Annotated in this window: 18 protein-coding genes; 12 read left to right on the top strand and 6 right to left on the bottom strand. The window is 64.8% G+C overall.

Going from position 1 to position 20359, the window contains the following annotated elements; all coding sequences use genetic code 11:
* Positions 1-96: 96 nt before the first annotated feature.
* Entirely contained in the window at positions 97-3507 is a 3411-nt protein-coding gene (locus tag ACODS4_RS24355; protein ID WP_488868263.1) for a UvrD-helicase domain-containing protein, read from the bottom strand.
* 184 nt (positions 3508-3691) lie between these two features.
* On the opposite strand from ACODS4_RS24355, the gene ACODS4_RS24350 reads away from it, so the two are divergent.
* Both ACODS4_RS24350 and ACODS4_RS24345 read left to right on the top strand, forming a co-directional pair.
* Positions 3692-4132 carry a YccF domain-containing protein gene (locus tag ACODS4_RS24350; protein ID WP_488868262.1) on the top strand — a complete coding sequence of 147 codons (441 nt, stop codon included), beginning with the start codon at positions 3692-3694 and terminating at the stop codon, positions 4130-4132.
* 108 nt (positions 4133-4240) lie between these two features.
* Positions 4241-4984, top strand: a complete 744-nt coding sequence (locus ACODS4_RS24345; RefSeq protein WP_488868261.1) for a hypothetical protein — start codon at positions 4241-4243, stop codon at positions 4982-4984.
* Between the two features lie 180 nt (positions 4985-5164).
* On the opposite strand, the gene ACODS4_RS24340 is transcribed toward ACODS4_RS24345, so the two are convergent.
* Both ACODS4_RS24340 and ACODS4_RS24335 read right to left on the bottom strand, forming a co-directional pair.
* Positions 5165-6343 (bottom strand): DUF3095 family protein, encoded by a 1179-nt coding sequence (locus tag ACODS4_RS24340; RefSeq protein WP_488868260.1) that lies wholly within the window; start codon positions 6341-6343, stop codon positions 5165-5167.
* A gap of 104 nt (positions 6344-6447) precedes the next feature.
* Positions 6448-6882, bottom strand: coding sequence for a CBS domain-containing protein (locus tag ACODS4_RS24335; protein ID WP_488868259.1), 435 nt, complete (start codon positions 6880-6882; stop codon positions 6448-6450).
* A gap of 376 nt (positions 6883-7258) precedes the next feature.
* Here ACODS4_RS24335 and ACODS4_RS24330 point away from each other — a divergent pair, with 376 nt between their 5' ends.
* From ACODS4_RS24330 to ACODS4_RS24315, 4 genes are all read left to right on the top strand, one after another.
* Positions 7259-7618: a hypothetical protein gene (locus ACODS4_RS24330; protein WP_488868258.1), complete on the top strand. Its 360-nt coding sequence runs from the start codon at positions 7259-7261 to the stop codon at positions 7616-7618.
* Between the two features lie 71 nt (positions 7619-7689).
* Complete coding sequence (gene mutL, locus ACODS4_RS24325; protein WP_488868257.1) at positions 7690-9639, top strand: DNA mismatch repair endonuclease MutL; 1950 nt, start codon at positions 7690-7692, stop codon at positions 9637-9639.
* Between the two features lie 156 nt (positions 9640-9795).
* Positions 9796-10083, top strand: coding sequence for a hypothetical protein (locus tag ACODS4_RS24320; RefSeq protein ID WP_488868256.1), 288 nt, complete (start codon positions 9796-9798; stop codon positions 10081-10083).
* A 109-nt stretch (positions 10084-10192) separates the two neighbouring features.
* The gene (locus ACODS4_RS24315; protein WP_488868255.1) at positions 10193-10537 is read left to right on the top strand and encodes a hypothetical protein; all 345 of its coding nucleotides are present in this window, start codon (positions 10193-10195) and stop codon (positions 10535-10537) included.
* A 40-nt stretch (positions 10538-10577) separates the two neighbouring features.
* Here the strand turns inward: ACODS4_RS24315 and xseA are convergent, their stop codons facing one another.
* A complete protein-coding gene (gene xseA / locus ACODS4_RS24310; RefSeq protein ID WP_488868254.1) occupies positions 10578-12194 on the bottom strand; it encodes an exodeoxyribonuclease VII large subunit in 1617 nt (538 codons plus the stop codon).
* 58 nt (positions 12195-12252) lie between these two features.
* On the opposite strand from xseA, the gene purD reads away from it, so the two are divergent.
* The gene (gene purD / locus ACODS4_RS24305; protein WP_488868253.1) at positions 12253-13539 is read left to right on the top strand and encodes a phosphoribosylamine--glycine ligase; all 1287 of its coding nucleotides are present in this window, start codon (positions 12253-12255) and stop codon (positions 13537-13539) included.
* Positions 13540-13801: 262 nt separating this feature from the next.
* Here purD and ACODS4_RS24300 read toward each other — a convergent pair whose 3' ends face one another.
* Both ACODS4_RS24300 and ACODS4_RS24295 read right to left on the bottom strand, forming a co-directional pair.
* Positions 13802-14506 (bottom strand): Abi-alpha family protein, encoded by a 705-nt coding sequence (locus tag ACODS4_RS24300; RefSeq protein WP_488868252.1) that lies wholly within the window; start codon positions 14504-14506, stop codon positions 13802-13804.
* Between the two features lie 242 nt (positions 14507-14748).
* The gene (locus tag ACODS4_RS24295; protein WP_488868300.1) at positions 14749-15183 is read right to left on the bottom strand and encodes a nucleoside deaminase; all 435 of its coding nucleotides are present in this window, start codon (positions 15181-15183) and stop codon (positions 14749-14751) included.
* 148 nt (positions 15184-15331) lie between these two features.
* Between ACODS4_RS24295 and ACODS4_RS24290 the strand changes: the two genes are divergently transcribed.
* The 5 genes from ACODS4_RS24290 (at position 15332) to ACODS4_RS24270 (ending at position 20356) form a co-directional block, all read left to right on the top strand.
* Positions 15332-17119, top strand: coding sequence for a pseudouridine synthase (locus tag ACODS4_RS24290; protein WP_488868251.1), 1788 nt, complete (start codon positions 15332-15334; stop codon positions 17117-17119).
* A complete protein-coding gene (gene rsmD / locus ACODS4_RS24285; protein WP_488868250.1) occupies positions 17100-17657 on the top strand; it encodes a 16S rRNA (guanine(966)-N(2))-methyltransferase RsmD in 558 nt (185 codons plus the stop codon). The genes ACODS4_RS24290 and rsmD overlap by 20 nt, the downstream gene beginning before the upstream one ends.
* A 286-nt stretch (positions 17658-17943) precedes the next feature.
* Entirely contained in the window at positions 17944-19110 is a 1167-nt protein-coding gene (locus ACODS4_RS24280) for a DNA cytosine methyltransferase (protein WP_488868249.1), read from the top strand.
* Between the two features lie 48 nt (positions 19111-19158).
* The gene (locus ACODS4_RS24275; protein WP_488868248.1) at positions 19159-19953 is read left to right on the top strand and encodes a GIY-YIG nuclease family protein; all 795 of its coding nucleotides are present in this window, start codon (positions 19159-19161) and stop codon (positions 19951-19953) included.
* Positions 19928-20356 carry a very short patch repair endonuclease gene (locus ACODS4_RS24270; protein ID WP_488868247.1) on the top strand — a complete coding sequence of 143 codons (429 nt, stop codon included), beginning with the start codon at positions 19928-19930 and terminating at the stop codon, positions 20354-20356. Before ACODS4_RS24275 ends, ACODS4_RS24270 begins: the two co-directional genes overlap by 26 nt.
* The last annotated feature ends 3 nt before the right edge of the window (positions 20357-20359 follow it).

Genomic DNA, 20359 nt, shown 5'->3' with positions numbered 1-20359 from the left:
CCCTCCGGTGGCCCCACACACAGATGGAGACTGCGCCGCTTGGCGTCCACCCCGCTGTGACGACCGTCACAGCCGACTCATCCAGCGGTTGGGCGATCAGCCCGCTTTTTCAGCCGGGACGACGAAGCTGTCCATCACCTTCTTCGTGCCCGATTGATCGAAGGCGATCTCCAGCTTGTCCTGCTCCACGCCGACAACGGTGCCATAGCCGAATTTCTGGTGAAACACGCGGGAACCCTTGTCAAAGGCCGCTTCAGGCCGGGCGCGCGGAGCCACTGCGTAGGCGCCCTGGTCCAGCGTGATGGTTTTCGCCGCCGGGGGCTGGCGGGTCTGCCCACGAAACTGGAACCCGCCGCCGCCAAAGCCGCCCATCGCGTCGCGAAACGCCGCCCCGGCGCCGCCGGGATGCAGACCGGGCGCGGCCTCCGTCTCGACGTCGCCCTGCGGCAATTCGTCCACGAAGCGCGACGGCAGCGCGCTGACCCAATTGCCGTACAGCCGCCGGTTGGCGGCGTGGCTGACATAGGCCCGCTTGCGCGCGCGGGTCAGGCCGACATAGGCGAGCCGCCGCTCCTCCTCCAACCCGGCGACGCCGGTTTCGTCCAGCGCCCGCTGGTTGGGAAACACCCCTTCCTCCCAGCCGGGCAGAAAGACGCGGTCGAACTCCAGCCCCTTGGCCCCGTGCAGGGTCATCACCGTGACCTGATCGACCCCGGCGGCCTCGGCGTTCTCCATCACCAGGGCGACATGCTCCAGGAAACCCGCCAGAGTCTCGAAATCGCCCATCGCGGTGACGAGTTCCTTCAGATTCTCCAGACGGCCCGGCGCTTCGGGGGTTTTGTCCTCCTGCCACATCTTGGTGTAGCCGGATTCGTCCAGGATGATCCGGGCCATTTCCGTGTGCGGCACGGTTTCCAGCATGGTCCGCCAGCGGAAAAAGTCCTGCAACAGACCGCGCAGAGTGCCGCGCAGTTTGGGCTTCAACTCGTCGGTGTCGGTCAGCAGCCACGCCGCTTCGGTCAGCGGCGCGCCGCGCGCGCGGGCGGCGGCGTAGAGCGTCTGCATGGCGGCGGGGCCGACGCCGCGCTTGGGCAGATTGACGATGCGCTCAAAGGCCAAATCATCGTCGGGCGAGTTGACCACCCGGAAATAGGCCATCGCGTCGCGGATTTCCTGCCGCTCGTAAAAGCGCGGCCCGCCAAGCACCTTGTAGGGCATCCCCAGCGTGATGAAACGCTCTTCAAACTCGCGGGTCTGGAATCCGGCGCGCACCAGAATGGCGATCTGCGACAGCGGGGTTCCCTTGCGTTGGAGCGCTTCGATCTCCTCGCCGACCCAACGGGCCTCCTCCTCGCCGTCCCACACCGCCTTGACCCGCACCGGCTCGCCGCCGTCGGCCTCGGTCCACAGCGTCTTGCCAAGCCGCCCCTGGTTGTGGGCGATCAAGCCCGACGCGGCGGCCAGAATATGCCCGGTCGAGCGGTAATTCTGCTCCAATTTGACGATGGTGGCGCCGGGAAAATCGGTCTCGAAACGCAGGATGTTGCCAATTTCGGCGCCACGCCACGCGTAAATGGAGTTGTGGGTGAACAGCCCGTTCGCTGAAAAATTGTGCGTCGCCTCAACGTCCAGATCATGCACCGTTCCCGCGTAGGATTCGCGGCTGACGCGGGTCACGATGTCGTAGGTTCCATCCTCGGCGAACAGCGCCATGCCGGGCATCACCGACGCCGCCGGGGTGAAGGGCAACGAGTTTCCATCCGTCGTTTCGCCATCGTTGCCGCCCAGTCGGGCGACGCGGAACAGATGAACCGATCCGAACGCCGCACGAATGCGCTCGGCGTCGGCGGCGACGTGCGCGAAATCCTTGTTCGCCGTCTCAACCCGCCAACTGTCCGAATCGGCCTTCGCCCCGCGCACGCTGAAACCAAGCGCGCTCAGCCGCTCCCGCCCGTCCGCGTCGTTGCCGACGATGGAGATCCGATGCATCGGCGTCGCCCCGCGATGGTCGCCGCACAAGGTCAGAACGACGTTGCGGCGGCTGGCGTTGCGCGAACGCGGGCGGTGGTGCGGATGCTCCAACGACAGGCCGCGATCCTCCAGCAGCCGCTTGGCGTGGCTGTCGGTGTCGAACGCGGCGAAGACCCGCCCCAGATAGGCGGCGTCCTGGACCAGACCATTCACCGAACGGCCCTTGCGCGGGACGAAGGGCAAGGTCGGAATCTGATAGCGCAGCGAGGTGATGTATTCGTCGGCCCGCGCGTCGTTTTCAGTCGCGTGCGCGCCGACGATCCACAGCGCGTCGGCGCGTTCCTGAAGCAGACGTTGGGTGAAGCCGACCATCGGCTTGACCTGCCCCGCCGTGTAGACCTGCGACGTGCCAAGCCGCCAGCCCACCCCCTGCTTGTGCATCAGATAGGTGAAATAGGTTTGCGGCGTGACGCCCAAGCGATACCCGGCGAAATGGACATGCTCCGGCGTGCTGACGATCCGGCGGCCCGCTTGGGTCTCGATCACCACGGCGCCGCCCCGCCAATCCTTGGCGTGGGTGTTGACGACACGGGCCGGGCGGTGGTCGCCGCTGCCGTAATTCGACAGGATGGCGTCGCCGACCCGAATGTCTTCAATCGGCTTGCGGGTTCCGTCCGCCAGAGTGACGGGCGTTCCGGCCACAAGACATTGATCCTCGTCGCCCACGCAACAGATGTTCTTGTGCGACTGCGACAGGATCCTCAGCCACAGATATTGCGCGACGTTGGTGTCTTGATATTCATCGACCAGAAGATATTTGAACTTGCGGTGATACTCGGCCAGAACGTCCGGGTGCTTCTGGAAGATCACCAGCGTGTGCAGCAGCAAATCGCCGAAGTCGCAGGCGTTCAGCGTGCGCAGCCGCTCCTGATAGGCGCGGTAGATGGCCACCACGCGCCCACCGGCGACGTCGCCGCCGTCGCTGTCGTTCAGCCGGTCGGGTGTCAGGCCGCGATCCTTCCAGCGTTCGATGGCGCCCAGAACCTGGCGCGGCGGCCATTTCTTGGCGTCGATGTTCTCGGCCTCCAGCAATTGCTTGATGAGGCGGATCTGATCGTCGGTGTCCAGAATGGTGAAGTTCGATTTCAGCCCGACCAGCTCGGCGTGACGGCGCAGGATGCGCGCGGCCAACGCGTGGAAGGTGCCCAGCCACCAGCCTTCCGGCTCGATCCCGACCAGGGCGGCGACGCGCTCGCGCATTTCCCGCGCCGCCTTGTTGGTGAAGGTGACGGCCAGAATTTGGAAGGCCGCCGCCCGCCGCGTCATCAACAGATGGGCCAGCCGGGTGGTCAGCACCCGCGTCTTGCCGGTCCCCGCTCCGGCCAGCACCAGCACCGGCCCGTCCAACGCCTCCACCGCCGCGCGCTGCGACGGATTCAGCCCGTCGAGATAGGCGAAGCGCTGCGCCGGAGTCGGAACGGCGGTCGGCTCAAAAGCGGCGCTGCTCAGCGGGTCATCGTCGAAATGGTCGGACATGGGATCACGGCTTTCCTGTGCGGCGGCGTCTTGTATAGCACGCGGCGCGACTCGCTGAAGCCCGTCCGCACTCCTTTCGTTCTTTTTTGCCGCCGCCCCCGCGCCCGCGCATTTCCCGCTTGTCCCCTCTCGACGGGCCGAAAGACCATCCCCACATGAGGGTTCCAGAAGGAGTATCCCCGCCATGCCCGTGTTCAGCTTCCTCCTCAATGTTCTGTGGGTCGTCACCGGCGGCGTCTGGATGGCGCTGGGTTGGTTGATCGCCGCGCTGCTGATGGCGGTGTCGATCATCGGCCTGCCCTGGGCGCGCGCCGCCCTGACCATCGCCCATTACACGCTGCTGCCCTTCGGCCAGACCGCCGTGCGGCGCGACGAGATTCGGGGGCGCGGCGACCTTGGCACCGGCGGTTTGGGCTTCATCGGCAACATTCTTTGGTTCGTGTTCGCCGGTTGGTGGCTGGCGCTGGGCCATCTGTTCGCCGCCGTCGGTCTGGCCGTCACCATCATCGGCCTGCCCTTCGCCTGGGCGCATCTGAAGCTGGCGATGCTGGCGCTGTGGCCCATCGGCACCGAGATTGTCCCCGTTGACGCCCTGGAACGCCGCCGCGTCTGGGGCCGGGTGTGATTGCCCGGCGGGCAGATGAACAAAATTTGAGATAAATATTTTTCTGCGCAGGAGCGCCGCTCTCTCCGCCGTCAAACCGACTGTGAGGCAGTCCGTCAGGAGAGAGCCATGTCCGTATCCTTGGTAAGTTCGTCCTCCTCCAGCCAATACGCCCAGCGCCCGCAAGGGCCGGGCAAGGAGATTCGGGAGGGGATCAGCGCGCTGAAAAAGGCGGTCGAGTCCGGCGATTTGTCGTCGGTCCAGACCGCCTATGATTCCCTGTCCAAGCTGCAATCGAGCAAGGACGGCAGCGGTTCGTCGTCCACCTCGTCCACCAGCGCCGCCAACGACAGCAAAAACCCGCTGAACAAGCTGTTGAGCAGCGTCGGCGACGCCCTGAAGTCCGGCGACATCAGCGCCGTGCAGGAAGCCTTCAGCAAGAACGGCCCGCCCAGCGGCGGCCCCGGCGGCGCGGGTGATCCTGGCGGCGCGGGTGGCCCGCCGCCCAACGGCCCGCCCCCTGATGGCGGCGGATCAAGCGAAGTGCGCGACGCCGTCGGCAGCCTCGCCCAATCGCTGCAATCGGGCGACGTGTCGGGCGCGCAGGATTCGCTGACCTCGCTGACCAAGCTTCTGTCGGCGCAAAGCGAGGACGACGACAGCGACGGCGAGACCGACAGCGACAGCTCGTCGTCCAGCAGTTCGTCGAGCAGCGGCGCGTCGAAGACGACGGGCAACGCCTTCCTCGACAAGCTGACCAGCAGCCTGAGCGACATCAGCAGCGCGCTGAAGTCGGGCGACACCGCCAGCGCGCAAAAGCTGTTCGCCAGCATCGCGCCGCGTGGTTCGCAAGGCGTCAACGTCGTCGCGTGATTGGTACGCCGGAGGCGCGTCGCCCCCTCCCTACCCCTCCCCCGCTTCGCAGCGGGAGAGGGAACTCCGCCGAACGCCGACAAGGCGCAAGGCTCCCTCTCCCGCCAGCGGCGGGGGAGGGTTGGGGAGGGGGCCGACGCGGCCATCCCCTCACGTCTCCTCAGTCAAAGACTCGTTTGCTCACAAACTCTGCGGCGCCGCCGCGCCGATCTTGCCCGCCTTCATCGCTTTCAGCATCACCGAAGCCCGCCAGAACCCCAGCCCGTCGCCGTCCAGAAAATGCACATGGCGGTCGGCGGCGAGATCGCCGACCAGACAGGTGATGGTCGTCGCCTCGGCCCGCGCCGTGCCGTAACAGATCGCGCCCGCCGCCGCTTCGGCGGCCAGACGCCGTTCAATCGCGGCGGCTTCGCCTTCGGTGACGTCCAGCACCATGCGCGGCCCGCCCGCCGCCTTGCGGAAATCCGACCGCTCCGCCGTCGTCCGCCGGTAATGCTCCGGGTCGAAGCTCGGCAGTTTCCAGCCCATGCGCAGCAAAAAGCTCAAGGTGGCGGAGGCGAGCAGCGCCTTTCCGACCCGCCCGACCGCCGCCAGACGTGACCGGCTCGCCCGCGCCTCCATCAGCAACGAGCGCCAGGACGGCGGCCAGCGCGTGACCATGCGCTCGCCGCCGCCCAGCGGGGCGGCGGCCTCCGTCGGCACGATCCGTTCGATGTCCGCCTGAACGCGCGCCAGCGTCGCCATGCCCGCCGCGCCGTCCTCCACCGCGTCGATGATGACGCACAGAACCGTGCCGCGATGCGGCGGCACCGGACGCCAGCGGCAGGACACCGTTTCCAGCCCCGGCAACGGCCCCGGCGCGGGATCCAGCCGCCAGCGCGCGTCTTCTTTGACCCAGGCGTCCGCCGCCACGACGCCGCTGCCCAAAAACAGGCCAAAGCTGTCGCCGTTGCCGAAATCATGCAACGCCGCCATCACCTCCAGCCCCTGGTCGAGCAGGGCGCGAACCGGAACGACGCCGATGCGCAGGGGAACGTCCATCACCTCTCCGGCCCAATGGGCCAGCGCGGTCAGCGCCCCCCGCGCCTCCCCTTCCCGCCCCGGCGGAACGGCGGCGATGGCCCCGTCGCCGCCGAACTGGCAGGCCACCGGGCTGTTTCCCATCTGAACCGCCTTGGACAGCACGGCGACCACGGCGGCGGCGACGAAATTCACGTCGCGGTGCCGCCCCTCGGCGGCCAAGCGGGTGCTGCCGATCACGTCGGCGATGGCGAGCGACCAATCGCCCCCCAACGCGGCGTAATGGCTGGGGTCCGACGCCTCCGCCGCGAAATCATGAATCGTTGGCAATTGCGGCATGGGCGCGACTCCATAGGTTCAGGCTTGTTCGGTGCAAGGCTGTTACCTAAGCCCGAACGCCGCGCCGTCAACCGACGCCATGGCGCCGGCGACCGCCGATTGAATCACAGAACCTCGGTCAACGTGTCCATGATCGCCTTTTCCCGATCAATCACCGCCAGTTCGTCGCCGACAAAGTCCCGCATGGAAATCAGGCCGACCACCCGCCCATCCTCGACCACCGGCAGATGACGCAGGGTGTTGGTCGCCATGCAGCGCAGCGCCTCGCCGACCGTGGTGGCGAGGCCGGTCGTCACCGGGCACCGCGTCATCACGCCGCTCAGCAGAGTGGCGTCGGGATCCAACCCGTCGGCCACCACCCGGTCGGTCAAATCGCGTTCGGTGAAGATGCCAATGGCGTGATCGCCCGGATCGGTGACGACGACGGACGCCACACGCTCGTCCCGCATCCGTTTGGCGGCGTCGCGGGCGCTGGCGGTCGGCGGCAGCGCCACGACCCGGTGATTGTGGACGAGATCCCCGACGGTGCGATTCATCATGATTGTCCTCCCGAGCTTTGTGGGGCCGCAATGGGATTCACGGCTTGCCGACGCGGCGCCAACAAGTTTTCGCATTCACGGAAGAGAAAAACATTGAATGTTCGCATATGCGAAGTCAAAACACGCGCCAATGAAATCCTAATCCCGCACGCCGTCTGTGACGAGCGCGTGACGCCCAAGACCTGCGCATGCTCGCCATGCTTGGCCAACATGCGACAGATCCGCCCGTTTTTAGTGGTTGCCGCAAAATTGGCACGGAAAATTAACAATCACGCTTCGCGCAACATCCTATTAACCGTTGCTAAACCAAATGCTGCGAAAAATGACGAATTCACTCACCCCAGACTAACCCGTCTAAGAAGGGGCATCGCGGCTCATGTCGTGGCTGTCAAGATTCAGTGGCGGCGGCAAGGCCGCCGCAGCCGCCGCCGCAGCGGCGAAGGGCGCGCAACCAACAACCCCGCCAACCATCGTCATCGACCACACCGAATATGTGCCGGAGGAGTTCGCGATCGGCTCTTTCCGACTCCGCCCCTATGAGGGCGACCTGATCGCCCGGCAGCAGTTCGATTTCCGCATGGTTTTCAACCTTGGCGAGGATCCGGTTGACGTCGCCTGTCACGGCCTGGTGGTGAAGATGACCCCGGAAACCGGTTTGGTCGCCCGCTACAAAAGCCCCCAGCCCTTCTATGAAAAGAAGCTGATCGATTACATCCGCGCCTGGAAGGGTCTGTAACCTCTCGCGCCGCAGACGTCCCGCCACTGAATGGAGTGGCCCCGCCGCCGCAGAACCCCTATATCTGTGGCATGACGATCCGCCTGCTTCCTGAGATCCTGGTCAACCGCATCGCCGCCGGCGAGGTGGTCGAACGTCCCGCCGCCGCCGTGAAGGAACTGGTGGAAAACGCGCTCGACGCCGGGGCCACCCGCATCGACATCGTGGTGCGCGACGGCGGCAAGACGCTGATTTCGATCACCGATGATGGCTGCGGCATGACGCCGGACGAGCTGTCGCTCGCGGTCGAACGCCACGCCACCTCCAAACTGCCCGGCGACGATCTGCTCGACATCCGCTCTCTGGGCTTCCGGGGAGAGGCGTTGCCGTCCATCGGCGCGGTCAGCCATCTGACCATCACCAGCCGCCCGCGCGGGGCCGACAGCGCTTGGAGCCTGACCGTCAACGCCGGGACCAAGGGAACCCCGCAACCCGCAGCCCTGGCCCAGGGCACGCGGATCGAGGTGCGCGACCTGTTCGCCGCCGTTCCCGCCCGGCTGAAATTCCTGAAGGCGCCGCGCACCGAATACGACCACATCGCCGATTGCGTCGAACGTCTGGCGATGGCCCATCCCGGCGTCGCCTTCACCCTGTCCGACGGCGGCGGCGGCAGCCGGTCGGGCCTGCGGCTGACGGCGGCGCAGGGCGAGCTGCTCGACGCCCGTTTGACCCGCCTTGGCGCCCTGATGGGCCGCGATTTCCAGGAAAACGCCATCCCGGTGGAGGCGATGCGCGAGGCCGTGACCCTGTTCGGCTGGATCGGCCTGCCCACCCTGCACCGCCCAACCGCGCGCCACCAGCATCTGTTCGTCAATGGCCGTCCGGTGCGCGACAAGCTGATGGTCGGCGCCGTGCGCGCCGCCTACGCCGATTTCCTGCCGCGCGACCGCCACCCGCTGCTCGCCCTGTTCCTGGAGATCGACCCGCAAGAGGTGGACGTCAACGTCCACCCCGCCAAGGCCGAGGTGCGGTTCCGCGATCAAGGGCTGGTGCGCGGGTTGATCGTCGGCTCGCTGAAACGGGCGCTGGCCGACGCCGGGCATCGCGCCTCCACCACCGTCGGTCTGGCGACTCTGGGCGCGCTGCGTCCGCAAGGCGACGGTATGGACTCGGGGACCGGCGCGACTTTCACCCCGTCGCCCCTGCCTTATGGGCGTGGCGGCGGCGGATCCGGCTGGGGCGGCCCCTCCTGGGGCGGCAATCCGCCGGTCACGCCGGGAATGGCCGAACGAGCCAACGCCTTCCAGGCGCCCTACCCCATGCCGACCCAACCCGGACACCCTCAACCCGGCCACTCCCAACCCGGTCTCCCCCCCTTGCAAGGCCGCCTGTCCGGCTTCGCTCCGGCGGCGCGTCCGCCCGAATACGCCCCCGCCAGCGCCAACGCGCCCGCCCCCGACAGCCACCCGCTGGGCGCGGCGCGGGCGCAACTGCACAACACCTACATCGTCGCCCAGACGCGCGAGGGCATCGTCATCGTCGATCAGCACGCCGCGCACGAACGGCTGGTCTATGAACGGATGAAAAGCGCCCTGCTCGACGGCGGGGTGAAGCGCCAAGCCCTGCTGATTCCCGAACTGGTCGAGTTGGACGAACCCTCGGCCAACCGCCTGCTGGGCCGCGCCGCCGAACTGGCCGAGTTGGGGTTGTTGGTCGAGGGCTTCGGCCCCGGCTGCGTCCTGGTCCGCGAGGTTCCCGCCCTGCTGGGCCAATCCGACGTCAAGGGCCTCGTCGCCGATCTGGCCGAGGAGCTGGCCGAATTGGGCGACGCCCTGTCGCTGAAAGAACGGCTGGAAGCGGTGTGCGGAACCATGGCCTGCCACGGCTCCGTCCGCGCCGGTCGGGCGCTGGGGATCGAGGAGATGAACGCCCTGCTCCGCCAGATGGAAGCCACCCCCCACAGCGGCCAATGCAACCACGGCCGCCCCACCTATGTGGAGTTGAAGCTCGCCGACATCGAACGGCTGTTCGGGCGGCGGTGACGGGGCGGCGGTGAGCCTATGCCTGCTCCGTTCGACGCGCGACTCAAGAAATTGCTAAATCCAAAAGACGCGCGTATCGTAACGTGCAAGCCTTGGGGCTTGGCGGGCGCGCTCGCCGGTTGATGTTTCCGCTGTGCTATTGGGAAAACAGCGGACGTGGAGGCTATGGTGGAAAGTTTAAACACTGAAAATTTTTTTAAATTTTGGGAAGAAAAATTTAAAGACCCAACATGCGAGATGTGTGGATCAAAGGAATGGGGGATTGATGGGACGCTGGGAACATTAACCCCATTCATCCCAGCCACGGAAAATATAACCTTTCCAGGACCTCCACAAATCAACGGCTCTCTTGGCCTCGTCGTGGTTTTCTGTCAAAATTGTGGAAATGTGAAAAGTATTTCTCGTAAAACGATTGATTCCTGGCTTCAGGAGCGCAAAAAATAAAATGCCCGGCGGAAATTCAAACATTAGAGTCCTGAATGTGTTTGCCCAAAATAGAACCCAAGAAAATCTCACCGTTGACCAGCCGACGGAACCACCCCAAGATCCTCCTATGGATCAGCGTGTGACAAGGCTTGAGGAGTGGGCGAAGCATTCGGACCAACGCATGGGCCGGATGGAGGAAAAGCTTGACCGCATCGGCGATGTGCTGGGGCGGGTTGAAACGTCCGTCGCCGGTATGGCGACCAAACGGGATCTGGCCAACTACACCTTCGCGGGTCTTGGCATCGGGTTGGCGCTGATGGCGCTCATAATCGGTGGAATCATTGGTGGCCTCGGCTGGCTCAAGCCTGACAGCTCCCCTCCGCCGCCGGTGACGATCACCGCCCCGGCGCCACAGATCATCTACATGCAGCCGCCTGCTGCCCCCCAAACTCAGCAACCCGCCAAACCATAACCCTTCTGAAGGAGTGAGGCGGCTCAGCGATCCGCTGCCCCTAAAACAAACTCCCCTGCGCCGGAACCGCCCGCCCCTTCTTAACCTCCGGCTTCTTCTCAGCCTTCCCCTCGCCGCCGTCCACCGTCGCCCCGACGCGGCTGTCGTCGCCAAAGCGCAGCGTCACCGCCAGACCGGGGCTTGTCTGGCTGGCCGAGGTGATTGGTTTGCCGTCGCGGTCCTCCACCAGGGCGAAGCCGCGCGCCAGCACGCGTTTGTGGCTGTAGCTCTCCAGCAATTGGCCGAGCGCGTCGAGCTTCGCGCCGCGTTCGGCGACGGTCTTGCCGAAGGCGCGCTCCAGCCGGGGCGACAGATCGGCCAGACGGCGGGCGCCGTCGTCCAGACGGTGACGGGCCGGGGTCAGCGACAGCCGACCGGCGACGCGCTGATAACGGCTTTCCGCCATCGTCACCGCGTGGCGCAGCGCGCCGTCCAGGGCGCGGGCCTCTCCGGCCAGCTTTTGCCCGGCTTGCGCCAACTGGTCGCGCGGGTGGCGCAGGCTCGCCGCCAATTCGCCGACCCGCGTCCGCCGCCGTTCAACCAGCGCCGCCGCCGCCAGGGTCAGCCGCTCCGCCCGGTCGTCCAGCCGTTGGGCGTGGCCTTCCAGCAAGGCGCGGGGATCGCCCAGGCCGCGCGCCAACCCTTCCACCCGGTTGCGCCGTTCGGCCAGCAGACGCCCGGCGCTGGCCAGAAGGCGGCGTTCGTCGTCCAGCACCTGCGCCAGCAGTTCGCCGCGCACCGGCACCGCCATCTCGGCGGCGGCGGTCGGGGTGGGGGCGCGGCGGTCGGACGCGTGGTCGATCAGCGTGGTGTCGGTTTCATGGCCGACGGCGGACATCAACGGAATGGCGCTGGCCGCCGTCGCGCGGACGACGTTTTCCTCGTTGAAGGCCATCAGATCTTCCAGCGACCCGCCGCCGCGCGCGACGATCAGCAGATCGGGGCGCGGAACCGGGCCGCCGGGCTGGATGCGGTTGAAGCCCTGGATCGCCGCCGTCACCTCCGCCGCCGCCCGTTCGCCCTGGACGGCGACCGGCCAGATCAGGACATGACGGGGGAAACGGTCGCTCAGACGGTGCAGAATGTCGCGGATCACCGCCCCGGTGGGCGAGGTGATGACCCCGATGACGTCGGGCAGGAAGGGAATCGGTTTCTTGCGCGACGGCTCGAACAGCCCTTCGGCGGCCAGACGGCGCTTGCGCTCCTCCAGCATTTTCAGCAGGGCGCCTTCGCCCGCCAGTTCCATCGATTCGATGATGAGCTGATATTGCGAGCGGCCCGGATAGGTGGTCATCCGCCCGGTGACGATGACCTCCAACCCCTCCTCCGGCTTGATCGCCAGCTTGGACATGGTCCCGCGCCAGCACACCGCCTCGATCACCGCCGTGTCGTCCTTCAGACGCAGATAGCAATGGCCGGAGCTGTGTTTCTTCGGTTGGGAGATCTCGCCGCGCACGCGGACGAAGCCGAACTCCTCCTCGATGCTGCGCTTCAGACGGCGGGCGAGATCGCCGACCGTGAATTCCGGCAGGTTGGATCCGGGACGCGGCTCGGGCGCGATGAGCGGCAGGGCGGGCGGCGGGGCGGGCGGCGGGGCGGCATCAAAATCTTGAGTCATGGCGTCGGCATGATACAAGGCGCGCTGTCGGCAACAAGCGCAGAAGGGGCGTTGCGTCATGAAAGTCCTCGTCGTCGGTTCGGGTGGGCGCGAGCACTCCCTGTGCTGGGCCATCGCCAAGTCGCCGCTGTGCGACGCGCTCTATTGCGCGCCAGGCAACGCCGGGATCGCCGACGTCGCGACCCTGGTCGCCATCGGGGCGGAGGATGTGGACGCGCTGGTCCGCTTCGCCCAGGACAACGCCATCGACTTCGTCGTCGTCGGCCCGGAAGGCCCGCTGGTGCTGGGTCTGGTGGACAAGCTGAACGCCATCGGAATCAAGGCCTTCGGCCCCAGCGCCGCCGCCGCCGCCCTGGAAGGCTCCAAGGGCTTCATGAAGGATGTGCTGGCCAAATACGGCGTGCCGACCGCCTTTTATGGCCGTTTCACCGACGCCGACGCCGCCAAGGCCTATGTCCGCCAACATGGCGCGCCCATCGTGGTCAAGGCCGACGGGCTGGCGGCGGGCAAGGGCGTGACCGTCGCCCGCACGGCGGAGGAGGCCTTCGCCGCGATTGACGAGGCGTTGATCGACGGGCGTTTCGGCGCGGCGGGCGCCGAAGTGGTGGTGGAGGAGTTCCTGGACGGCGAGGAGGTCAGCTTCTTCGCGCTGTGCGACGGCGAAAACGCGCTGCCGATGGCCTCGGCCCAGGACCACAAGGCGGTGGGCGACGGCGACGTCGGCCCCAACACCGGCGGCATGGGCGCCTATTCCCCGGCCCCGGCGCTGACGCCCGACCTTCAGGACCGCGTGATGCGCGAGATCGTCGCGCCGACGGTCAAGGGCATGGCGGCGGAAGGCCGTCCCTTCAAGGGCGTGCTGTTCGCCGGTTTGATGATCGTGCAGACGCCGGACGGCCCGACGCCGAAGACGCTGGAGTTCAACGTCCGCTTCGGCGACCCGGAATGCCAGACGCTGATGGCCCGGCTGGAGTCCGACGCGCTGGCCGCCCTGGTCGCCGCCGCCGACGGGGCGCTGGACCGCATCGATCTGCGTTGGTCCGAGCAAACCGCGCTGTGCGTGGTGATGGCGGCGCAGGGCTATCCCGGCGATTACCTGAAGAACACCGAAATCAAGGGTCTGGACGCCGCCAACGCGGTGGAGTCGGTGACGGTCTTCCACGCTGGCACCAAGCGCGCCGAGGATGGCCGCGTGCTGTCGGTCGGCGGGCGCGTGCTGGGCGTCACCGCCCTGGCCCCGACCGTGGCGCAGGCGCAAGCGGCGGCCTATCGCGGCGTGGACGCCCTGGATTGGCCGGGCGGCTTCTGCCGCCGCGACATCGGCTGGCGCGCGGTGGAGCGGTAAGGCTGGGACGAATAGAAACTGAGGGAGGCGGCCCCCACCGCCCCCTTCGGGACTTGGCCTTCGATCAAATCTAAGTAAGAACGACGGCAACGTTAACAACAACTAAAACAAAGAAACGACCCTTCATCAAAAGATAAATACGCGTCAAAACAAGCCAGAAACCGTACCCAAAATCCGTGAAATTATCATTATTTACATAAAAATATTATCTTAATGCGAGGAAATAAAATTCCGGATATGTTGCGAAAATTTTTATTTTATTTTACTTTTCCGCTACGCACGATTTATATAGTGATAATCCGAAATTTGTTTTTACAGAAATTGGTAAATACTGTGTATCTCCCCTCCTGGCGCAGCCAAGCCTTTCTAAATTATCAATAGTGAAATCTTCTTTATCGGTTACTGGATATAAGTTTGCATTTTTGTTCTGCTCCTGAAGGCAGTCATATTCTTTCTCGTCATCAATCCCCAAGTGCCTTCTCCACTCAATTGCCCTCAAATCAATGGCCCTATTTCCGTAACCAATTGGAAATGAATATAGCTTTGAGAAAAACAACGCATCAAACGGCGTGAATTCCTTAAGAACAGATATGAAAGCTGGGGTTATAAAATCTTTATATAATGGGTTTAAAGCATTTGCCATCAAATATGCATACATATCTTGAATGCTCTCGTCGTCCTCCATAGTTGCCGCCTCAATCAAAGGAAGAACAAATTTTGGAGGCAATGGATGAGTCACATTAATATTTTTTTCTCTGCATATTCTCAAAGTTTTTTCTCGAAGCTCCAAAAAATTTTTCGCTCTATAAAATTTAATCTTATCGGCTACCAAGCCAACGGAATCTTCAACAAGATCTCCAAAGACCGATCTCAAAAATCCTCCAGAATCCTTTACAACATCAACGATTTTAGATGCTGTTTTCGCTGATTCCTGAATGGCTCTTGCCTCATCATCACTTATTAGCATTTAGGTACCCTCATTAGTTTCTGAAAATATGAAAGCTCGTTTGATAACCACTTTACCGGAAGTCTCACCAGTGCAGCAAGCTTGCCACAACGAACTGCATAATATCACGAGCAGGCTACAGGAAAAGGCAGAACCAGCAAGCATCTCACTTCATTTGGTGGTTTTTGACGTTTGTGTACAGAAGTATATAGCCATGACCCGGTTGGCATCGGCTTTTCTCTATGACCTATTAAAGCTACCCCTCACCGCCGCCCCTTGAAAAAATCCCGCAGAAGCGCGCCCGCGCGCGTCTCGTCAATGCCGCCATACACGTCCGGGGCGTGGTGGCAGGTGCGTTGAGCGAAAAAGCGCGGGCCGTGGTCCACCGCGCCGCCCTTGGGGTCGTAGGCGCCGAAATACACCCGGCGGAGGCGGGCGAAGCTGATGGCGGCGGCGCAGAGGGCGCAGGGTTCCAGCGTCACATACAGGTCGCAGCCGGGCAAACGTGGTTGGCCGACGGCGGCGCAGGCGGCGCGGATCGCCAGCACCTCCGCGTGGGCGGTGGGGTCGAAGAGTTCTTCGGTGCGGTTGCCCGCGCGGGCCAGCACGGCGTTGGTCGCCGGATCGACGATCACCGCGCCGACCGGCACCTCGCCCCGGCGGGCGGCGGCCTCGGCGTCGGCGAAGGCAAGCTCCATGAAGGAGGGACGGTTGGGGAGCGGCGGCATGGCGCGGGCAGCCTGCCCGGCGGTTTCCCCGCCCGTCAACCCGATTCCGGCGCGAAAGCGGGGGAAAGGGCCGGGACTCGTGTTGCGGGCGGGACAATCTGGCCCTATGGTCCGGCTTATGGATATGTCCGATACCGACCTGAACGCCGCCTCCTCCGCTGAGGGCGGCGAACGAATCGCCAAACGTCTGGCGCGCGCCGGCCTGTGCTCGCGCCGCGACGCCGAACGCTGGATCGCCGAAGGGCGCGTGGCCGTCAACAACCAGACGCTGGCCACCCCCGCTTGCGTGGTCCGCCCCGGCGACATCGTGCAGGTCGACGGCAAGGTGATCCCCGAACCGGAACCCGCCCGGCTCTGGCGCTATTATAAGCCCTCGGGCCTTGTGACCTCGGCCCGTGACGAGAAGGGGCGGGAAACCGTCTTCGACCGTCTGCCGCCGGAATTGCCGCGCGTGGTCTCCATCGGTCGCCTCGACCTGACCACCGAAGGGCTGCTGCTGTTGACCAACGACGGCGAGCTGGCCCGGTTTCTGGAGCTGCCCGCCACCGGCTGGACCCGCCGTTACCGCGTGCGCGTGTTCGGCGAGGTGGACGAGATCAAGCTGGCCGGTCTGGCCAAGGGTCCGACCATCGACGGCGTCAAATACGGCCCGATCGAGGCCGTGCTCGACCGCATCCAGGGCCGCAACGCCTGGCTGACCGTGTCGCTGAAGGAAGGCAAGAACCGCGAAATCCGCAAGGTGATGGAGGCGCTGGGGCTGGTCGTCAACCGGCTGATCCGCGTCGCCTATGGCCCCTTCCAACTCGGCAAGCTGGAGGAAAGCGGCGTCGAGGAGGTGCCGAAGCGCATCGTCCGCGAACAGATCGCCAATTACTTCACCGGCGATTCGGTGGTGGGCGAGGCGGAGTCGAACACCAAGCTGCGCGCCAAGGCCCGCGCCGAGGCGACCGCCGTCGTCAAACCCGCGCCGATCACCGAAACCCGCAGCCGCAGCGGCGCGCGCGTCGAGGTCGCCCGCAAGTCGGACGCTCCGCAAGCCGCCCCGACGCGCGCGCCCCGTTCGGCGACCAAGCGGTTGGAAGCCCAAGCCGCCTGGGGCGCCGAGGACGCCAAGCCCGCCGCCCGCCGCGCCGACGGCAAACCAAGCTTCAAACCGACCTTCAAGCGCGGCGAGGACAAGCACGGCGAGAACGCTGGCGACCGTCCCGAACGCCCGACGCGGGGCCGCACCCTGTCGTTGGACGACGCGGCGAAGCCGGGAGCCAAGCCGACTCGCAGCGGCGGCAAGCCCGAACACCGCGCCGATCATCGCGGCCCAGATCGCCGGAGCGCTGAATCGCGCGACGCGGCGGACGCCCGTCCGCGCAAGCCCTATGGCCCGAAGGCCGACGGCGGCAAGCCGGAAGGAGCCAAACCGGCCCGTCCGCGTTTCGACGGCGCGAAGTCCGACAGCCGCGCCGATCATCATCGGGGCAGCGAATCGCGCGACGCGACGGACGCCCGCCCGCGCAAGCCCTATGGCCAGAAAGCCGATGGCGGCAAGCCGGAGGGCGGCAAACCGACCCGTTCCCGTTTCGACGGCGCGAAGCCCGACGCCCGCGCGGATCGCCCAAAATCAGACCGTCCCCAATCCGACCGTTCAAAATCCGGCGGCCCGAGGCCGGAGCGCAAGGAGGGTGGCAAGCCCTTCGCCGCAAAGTCCGCCGCGCCCCATTCGGGAGCCAAGCCGTCCCCGAAACCGACGGCCAAGCCCGCCGACGCTGGCGCGCCCGCTGGTGTGAAGAAGCGCGATGGTCGCACCGACCGTCAGCGCGTCGAACGCCCGCGCAAGGACGCGGCCAACAAGTCTGGCCCCCGCAAGGATGGCCCGCGCAAGGAAGGCCCCGGTGCGGATCGTCGGCGGTAAGCATCGCGGCCGCCGACTGGCCGCGCCCGAAGGCCGCGACACCCGCCCCACCACCGACCGCACGCGCGAGGCGATCTTCAACATCCTCGCCCACGCCGAATGGGCGCCGGAGATCGAAGGCGTGGTCGCCGCCGACGTGTTCTGTGGCACCGGCGCGTTGGGGCTGGAAGCCCTGTCGCGCGGCGCCGCGCGGTGCAGCTTCCTCGACAGCGGCAAAGCGGCGTTGACCACCCTGCGGTCCAACATCGCCACGCTGGGCGAGGAGGACGCCGCGACCGTCCTGCGCGCCGACGCCACCCGCCCGCCCCCGGCCAGCGCCCCTTGCGGCCTGCTGTTCCTCGACCCGCCCTACGCTCAGGGCTTGGCCCCGTTGGCCCTGGCGGCCTTGAGCGGCAACGGCTGGCTGGCCGACGGCGCCGTGGCCGTCGTCGAGGTCGGCGACCGCGACCCCCTGCCCCCGCCCCCCGGCTTCACCACGCTGGACGAACGCCGCTACGGCGATACGCGGGTCGCCTTCCTGCGCTTCGCGGCGGGGTGAGGGGCGGCAAACAGGCGCTGGTTGTTCCGCGCGCGAAGTTGCGCAGAGCTTAATTCCCCGATCTTCGGCCCGCAATGTTCCTATTATGTTTCTTTCTAAATCGCAGATCCCCCCCTTGCCGAGGCGCCATTATGATGCCAAAATTCGGCAAATTGGCGCATAGCCAACCGTGAATTTTGCGAAAGCAACCGCACAATATCGCGCAATGGATGAAGTGCTTCAACGTGCGCAGGACAGAATGACTGGAGTTCGCCTGTTCCCGTTGGAGAAAGAGTGAGGATGCGGAATGCCTAAGTTTTATGAGTTCTTTGCTGGCGGAGGCATGGCTCGCGCTGGATTGAGCGACCGATGGCATTGCGCGTTCGCCAATGATTTCGATGACATGAAGGCCTCCGCCTACCGGCGGAATTGGGGTGATGACGACCTTTTGGTGAAAGACGTCAACCATGTGAGCGTGACCGATCTGCCCGGTTGCGCTGATTTGTCATGGGCGTCATTCCCCTGCCAAGATCTGTCTTTGGCGGGCAATTACGAAGGAATTGGTCATTGGGCGTCCAAGGAACAGACTCGCTCGGGAACGTTCTGGCCGTTTTGGCGGCTGATGCGTCGGTTGGGCGATGAGGGCCGAGCGCCGCGTTTGATCGCGCTTGAAAATGTTTACGGCGCGTTGACCTCCAATGGCGGGCGCGACTTTGCCGCGATCGCGGCGGCCTTTTCAGGGGCGGGTTATCAGTTCGGCGCCATGGTGATCGATGCCAGCCTTTTTCTGCCGCACTCCCGCCCGCGCCTGTTTGTGTTGGGGGTGCGCGGCGATCTGACCGTACCCGCCATTTTGCAATCGGATGACGCTTTGCCCGCATGGCATCCCAAAGCGCTGTTGTCTGCGATTGAACCACTGTCTTCCGAGGCAAAGCGGAAATGGATTTGGTGGAAATTGCGGGAGCCATCCCAGCGCACGAGCCAACTTGCCGACATCATCGAAGAACATCCGACGGGAGTCGCATGGCATTCATCGGCAGAGACAGCCACCCTTTTGTCCATGATGAACGAACGTCACCGCGCCAAAGTTAATGCTGCGCGGTTGGCTGGGCGGAGGGTGGTGGGCAGCGTCTACAAGAGAACGCGCGTCGAAAATGGGGTGAAAGCGCAACGGGCGGAGGTGCGGTTTGACGGCGTCGCCGGATGCTTGCGCACTCCGGCGGGGGGATCGTCCCGCCAAAGCATCATCGTCGTCGATGGTCCGGTTGTGCGGTCCCGCTTGCTGTCGCCCCGTGAGGCTGCCCGATTGATGGGGCTTTCGGACAGCTATCAACTGCCATCTGGCTACAACGACGCTTACCATTTGGCCGGTGACGGCGTCGCGGTTCCTGTGGTTCGTTATCTCTCAGAGACCCTCTTCGAGCCTATTCTCGCCGCGAATCAGTCATCCGCCTTGCAATTGGCGGCGGAATGAGCCGGTGAAGCGCGGACCAAATCCGGCGCGTGGAATGGAGCATTGCGGGTGCTTGCGGCAATGAAGATGGCTAAGAAACAAAAATCGAGCGGCGGACAAAGCGGAAAATCTGACGCGGTGAATGTGCCGCCGTTTGAAACCGATGCTTTGAGAAAGAATCTCGAAATTTTCCTCGACACTCCATTCGACTGTTCAGGGACGTGCGAGAGTCTGAAGGTTGGAAATTACAAATGGGGTGTTTACGCGTTTTATGATTATGACGGCGAGCCAATCTATGTTGGCCAGACAAACGAGCTGCTGCGGACCCGCATTCGTCGTCATCTTACGAATCAGCGCACCGACGCTGTTGCAATGTCGGTGCTGGATCCCTTTGAGGTCTTTGAAATTGCCGTATGGCCGTTGCCCCAATATCAGGACGTCGGCGTAAAGAGCAAAAAGAATCCACAATTCATTGAGGCGAAGGCCCACCTTGACGCGCTGGAGAGTCTGATCTACCGGCGGGCCATTGAGGAAAGCCAATTCAAAGCGATTCTCAACGAAAAAGATCCTCCGACATCCAACCTTGCAATTGACGAACCTCCGTCTTTTCGCCAGCGAATCGTATCGGACGAAGTTCGTGACATCCGCTCGCACCCTGATTTCCGCAACGCTAGACGCGCCCTCATCATCAGCCGCCTCGCTCAGGTCATCGCCGAACGAAAGGTGCAGGGCGGTTTGCGCCGAACCTTGCTGACACAGGCAAAGCGGCTTCAGTGGCTTGCCGAACGGCGCTACGTCGCGTTGGGTGGGGAGACTTCGGTAACAATCGAGGGCGCGGATGATGGAGACGACGCCGAAGATTGACCCGGAGCGATCCCGCGTCATGCGGGCGGTGAAGAGCGTCGACACCACGCCGGAAAAAATCATCCGGCGCGCCTTGTGGGCCGCCGGTTTGCGTTATCGCCTGCATGACAAGCGGCTTCCCGGCACGCCCGACGTCCTGTTCCCCAGCCGGAAAATCGCCCTGTTCGTCCATGGCTGCTTCTGGCACGGCCATGAGGGATGCCCCCGCCACCGCGTTCCCAAAACCCGGCGGGAGTATTGGGAGGCCAAGATCGCCCGCAACCGCCAGCGCGACGCGAACGCCCGCGCCGCGTTGGAGGCGATGGGCTGGACGGTCCTGGTGATGTGGGAGTGCGAAACGAAGAAGGCCGACCAGCGGGCCGCGCTGGTGGCGATGATCCAAAACACGGCGCGGCGGGGCTGAGAC

It is taken from the genome of Azospirillum sp. FG154 (assembly GCF_057809575.1).
The sequence above is the reverse complement of the archived record's forward strand: the minus strand, read 5'-3'. Positions and strand labels throughout refer to the sequence as shown.

Coding starts and splice junctions, on each gene's coding strand:
- ACODS4_RS24330 (WP_488868258.1), top strand. CDS start 7,259: ATGTCGTGGCTGTCAAGATTCAGTGGCGGCGGCAAGGCCGCCGCAGCC.
- xseA (WP_488868254.1), bottom strand. CDS start 12,194: ATGACTCAAGATTTTGATGCCGCCCCGCCGCCCGCCCCGCCGCCCGCC.
- ACODS4_RS24290 (WP_488868251.1), top strand. CDS start 15,332: ATGGATATGTCCGATACCGACCTGAACGCCGCCTCCTCCGCTGAGGGC.
- ACODS4_RS24315 (WP_488868255.1), top strand. CDS start 10,193: ATGGATCAGCGTGTGACAAGGCTTGAGGAGTGGGCGAAGCATTCGGAC.
- ACODS4_RS24355 (WP_488868263.1), bottom strand. CDS start 3,507: ATGTCCGACCATTTCGACGATGACCCGCTGAGCAGCGCCGCTTTTGAG.
- ACODS4_RS24340 (WP_488868260.1), bottom strand. CDS start 6,343: ATGCCGCAATTGCCAACGATTCATGATTTCGCGGCGGAGGCGTCGGAC.
- mutL (WP_488868257.1), top strand. CDS start 7,690: ATGACGATCCGCCTGCTTCCTGAGATCCTGGTCAACCGCATCGCCGCC.
- ACODS4_RS24295 (WP_488868300.1), bottom strand. CDS start 15,183: ATGGAGCTTGCCTTCGCCGACGCCGAGGCCGCCGCCCGCCGGGGCGAG.
- ACODS4_RS24345 (WP_488868261.1), top strand. CDS start 4,241: ATGTCCGTATCCTTGGTAAGTTCGTCCTCCTCCAGCCAATACGCCCAG.
- ACODS4_RS24270 (WP_488868247.1), top strand. CDS start 19,928: ATGATGGAGACGACGCCGAAGATTGACCCGGAGCGATCCCGCGTCATG.
- ACODS4_RS24350 (WP_488868262.1), top strand. CDS start 3,692: ATGCCCGTGTTCAGCTTCCTCCTCAATGTTCTGTGGGTCGTCACCGGC.
- ACODS4_RS24280 (WP_488868249.1), top strand. CDS start 17,944: ATGCCTAAGTTTTATGAGTTCTTTGCTGGCGGAGGCATGGCTCGCGCT.
- ACODS4_RS24335 (WP_488868259.1), bottom strand. CDS start 6,882: ATGATGAATCGCACCGTCGGGGATCTCGTCCACAATCACCGGGTCGTG.
- purD (WP_488868253.1), top strand. CDS start 12,253: ATGAAAGTCCTCGTCGTCGGTTCGGGTGGGCGCGAGCACTCCCTGTGC.
- ACODS4_RS24300 (WP_488868252.1), bottom strand. CDS start 14,506: ATGCTAATAAGTGATGATGAGGCAAGAGCCATTCAGGAATCAGCGAAA.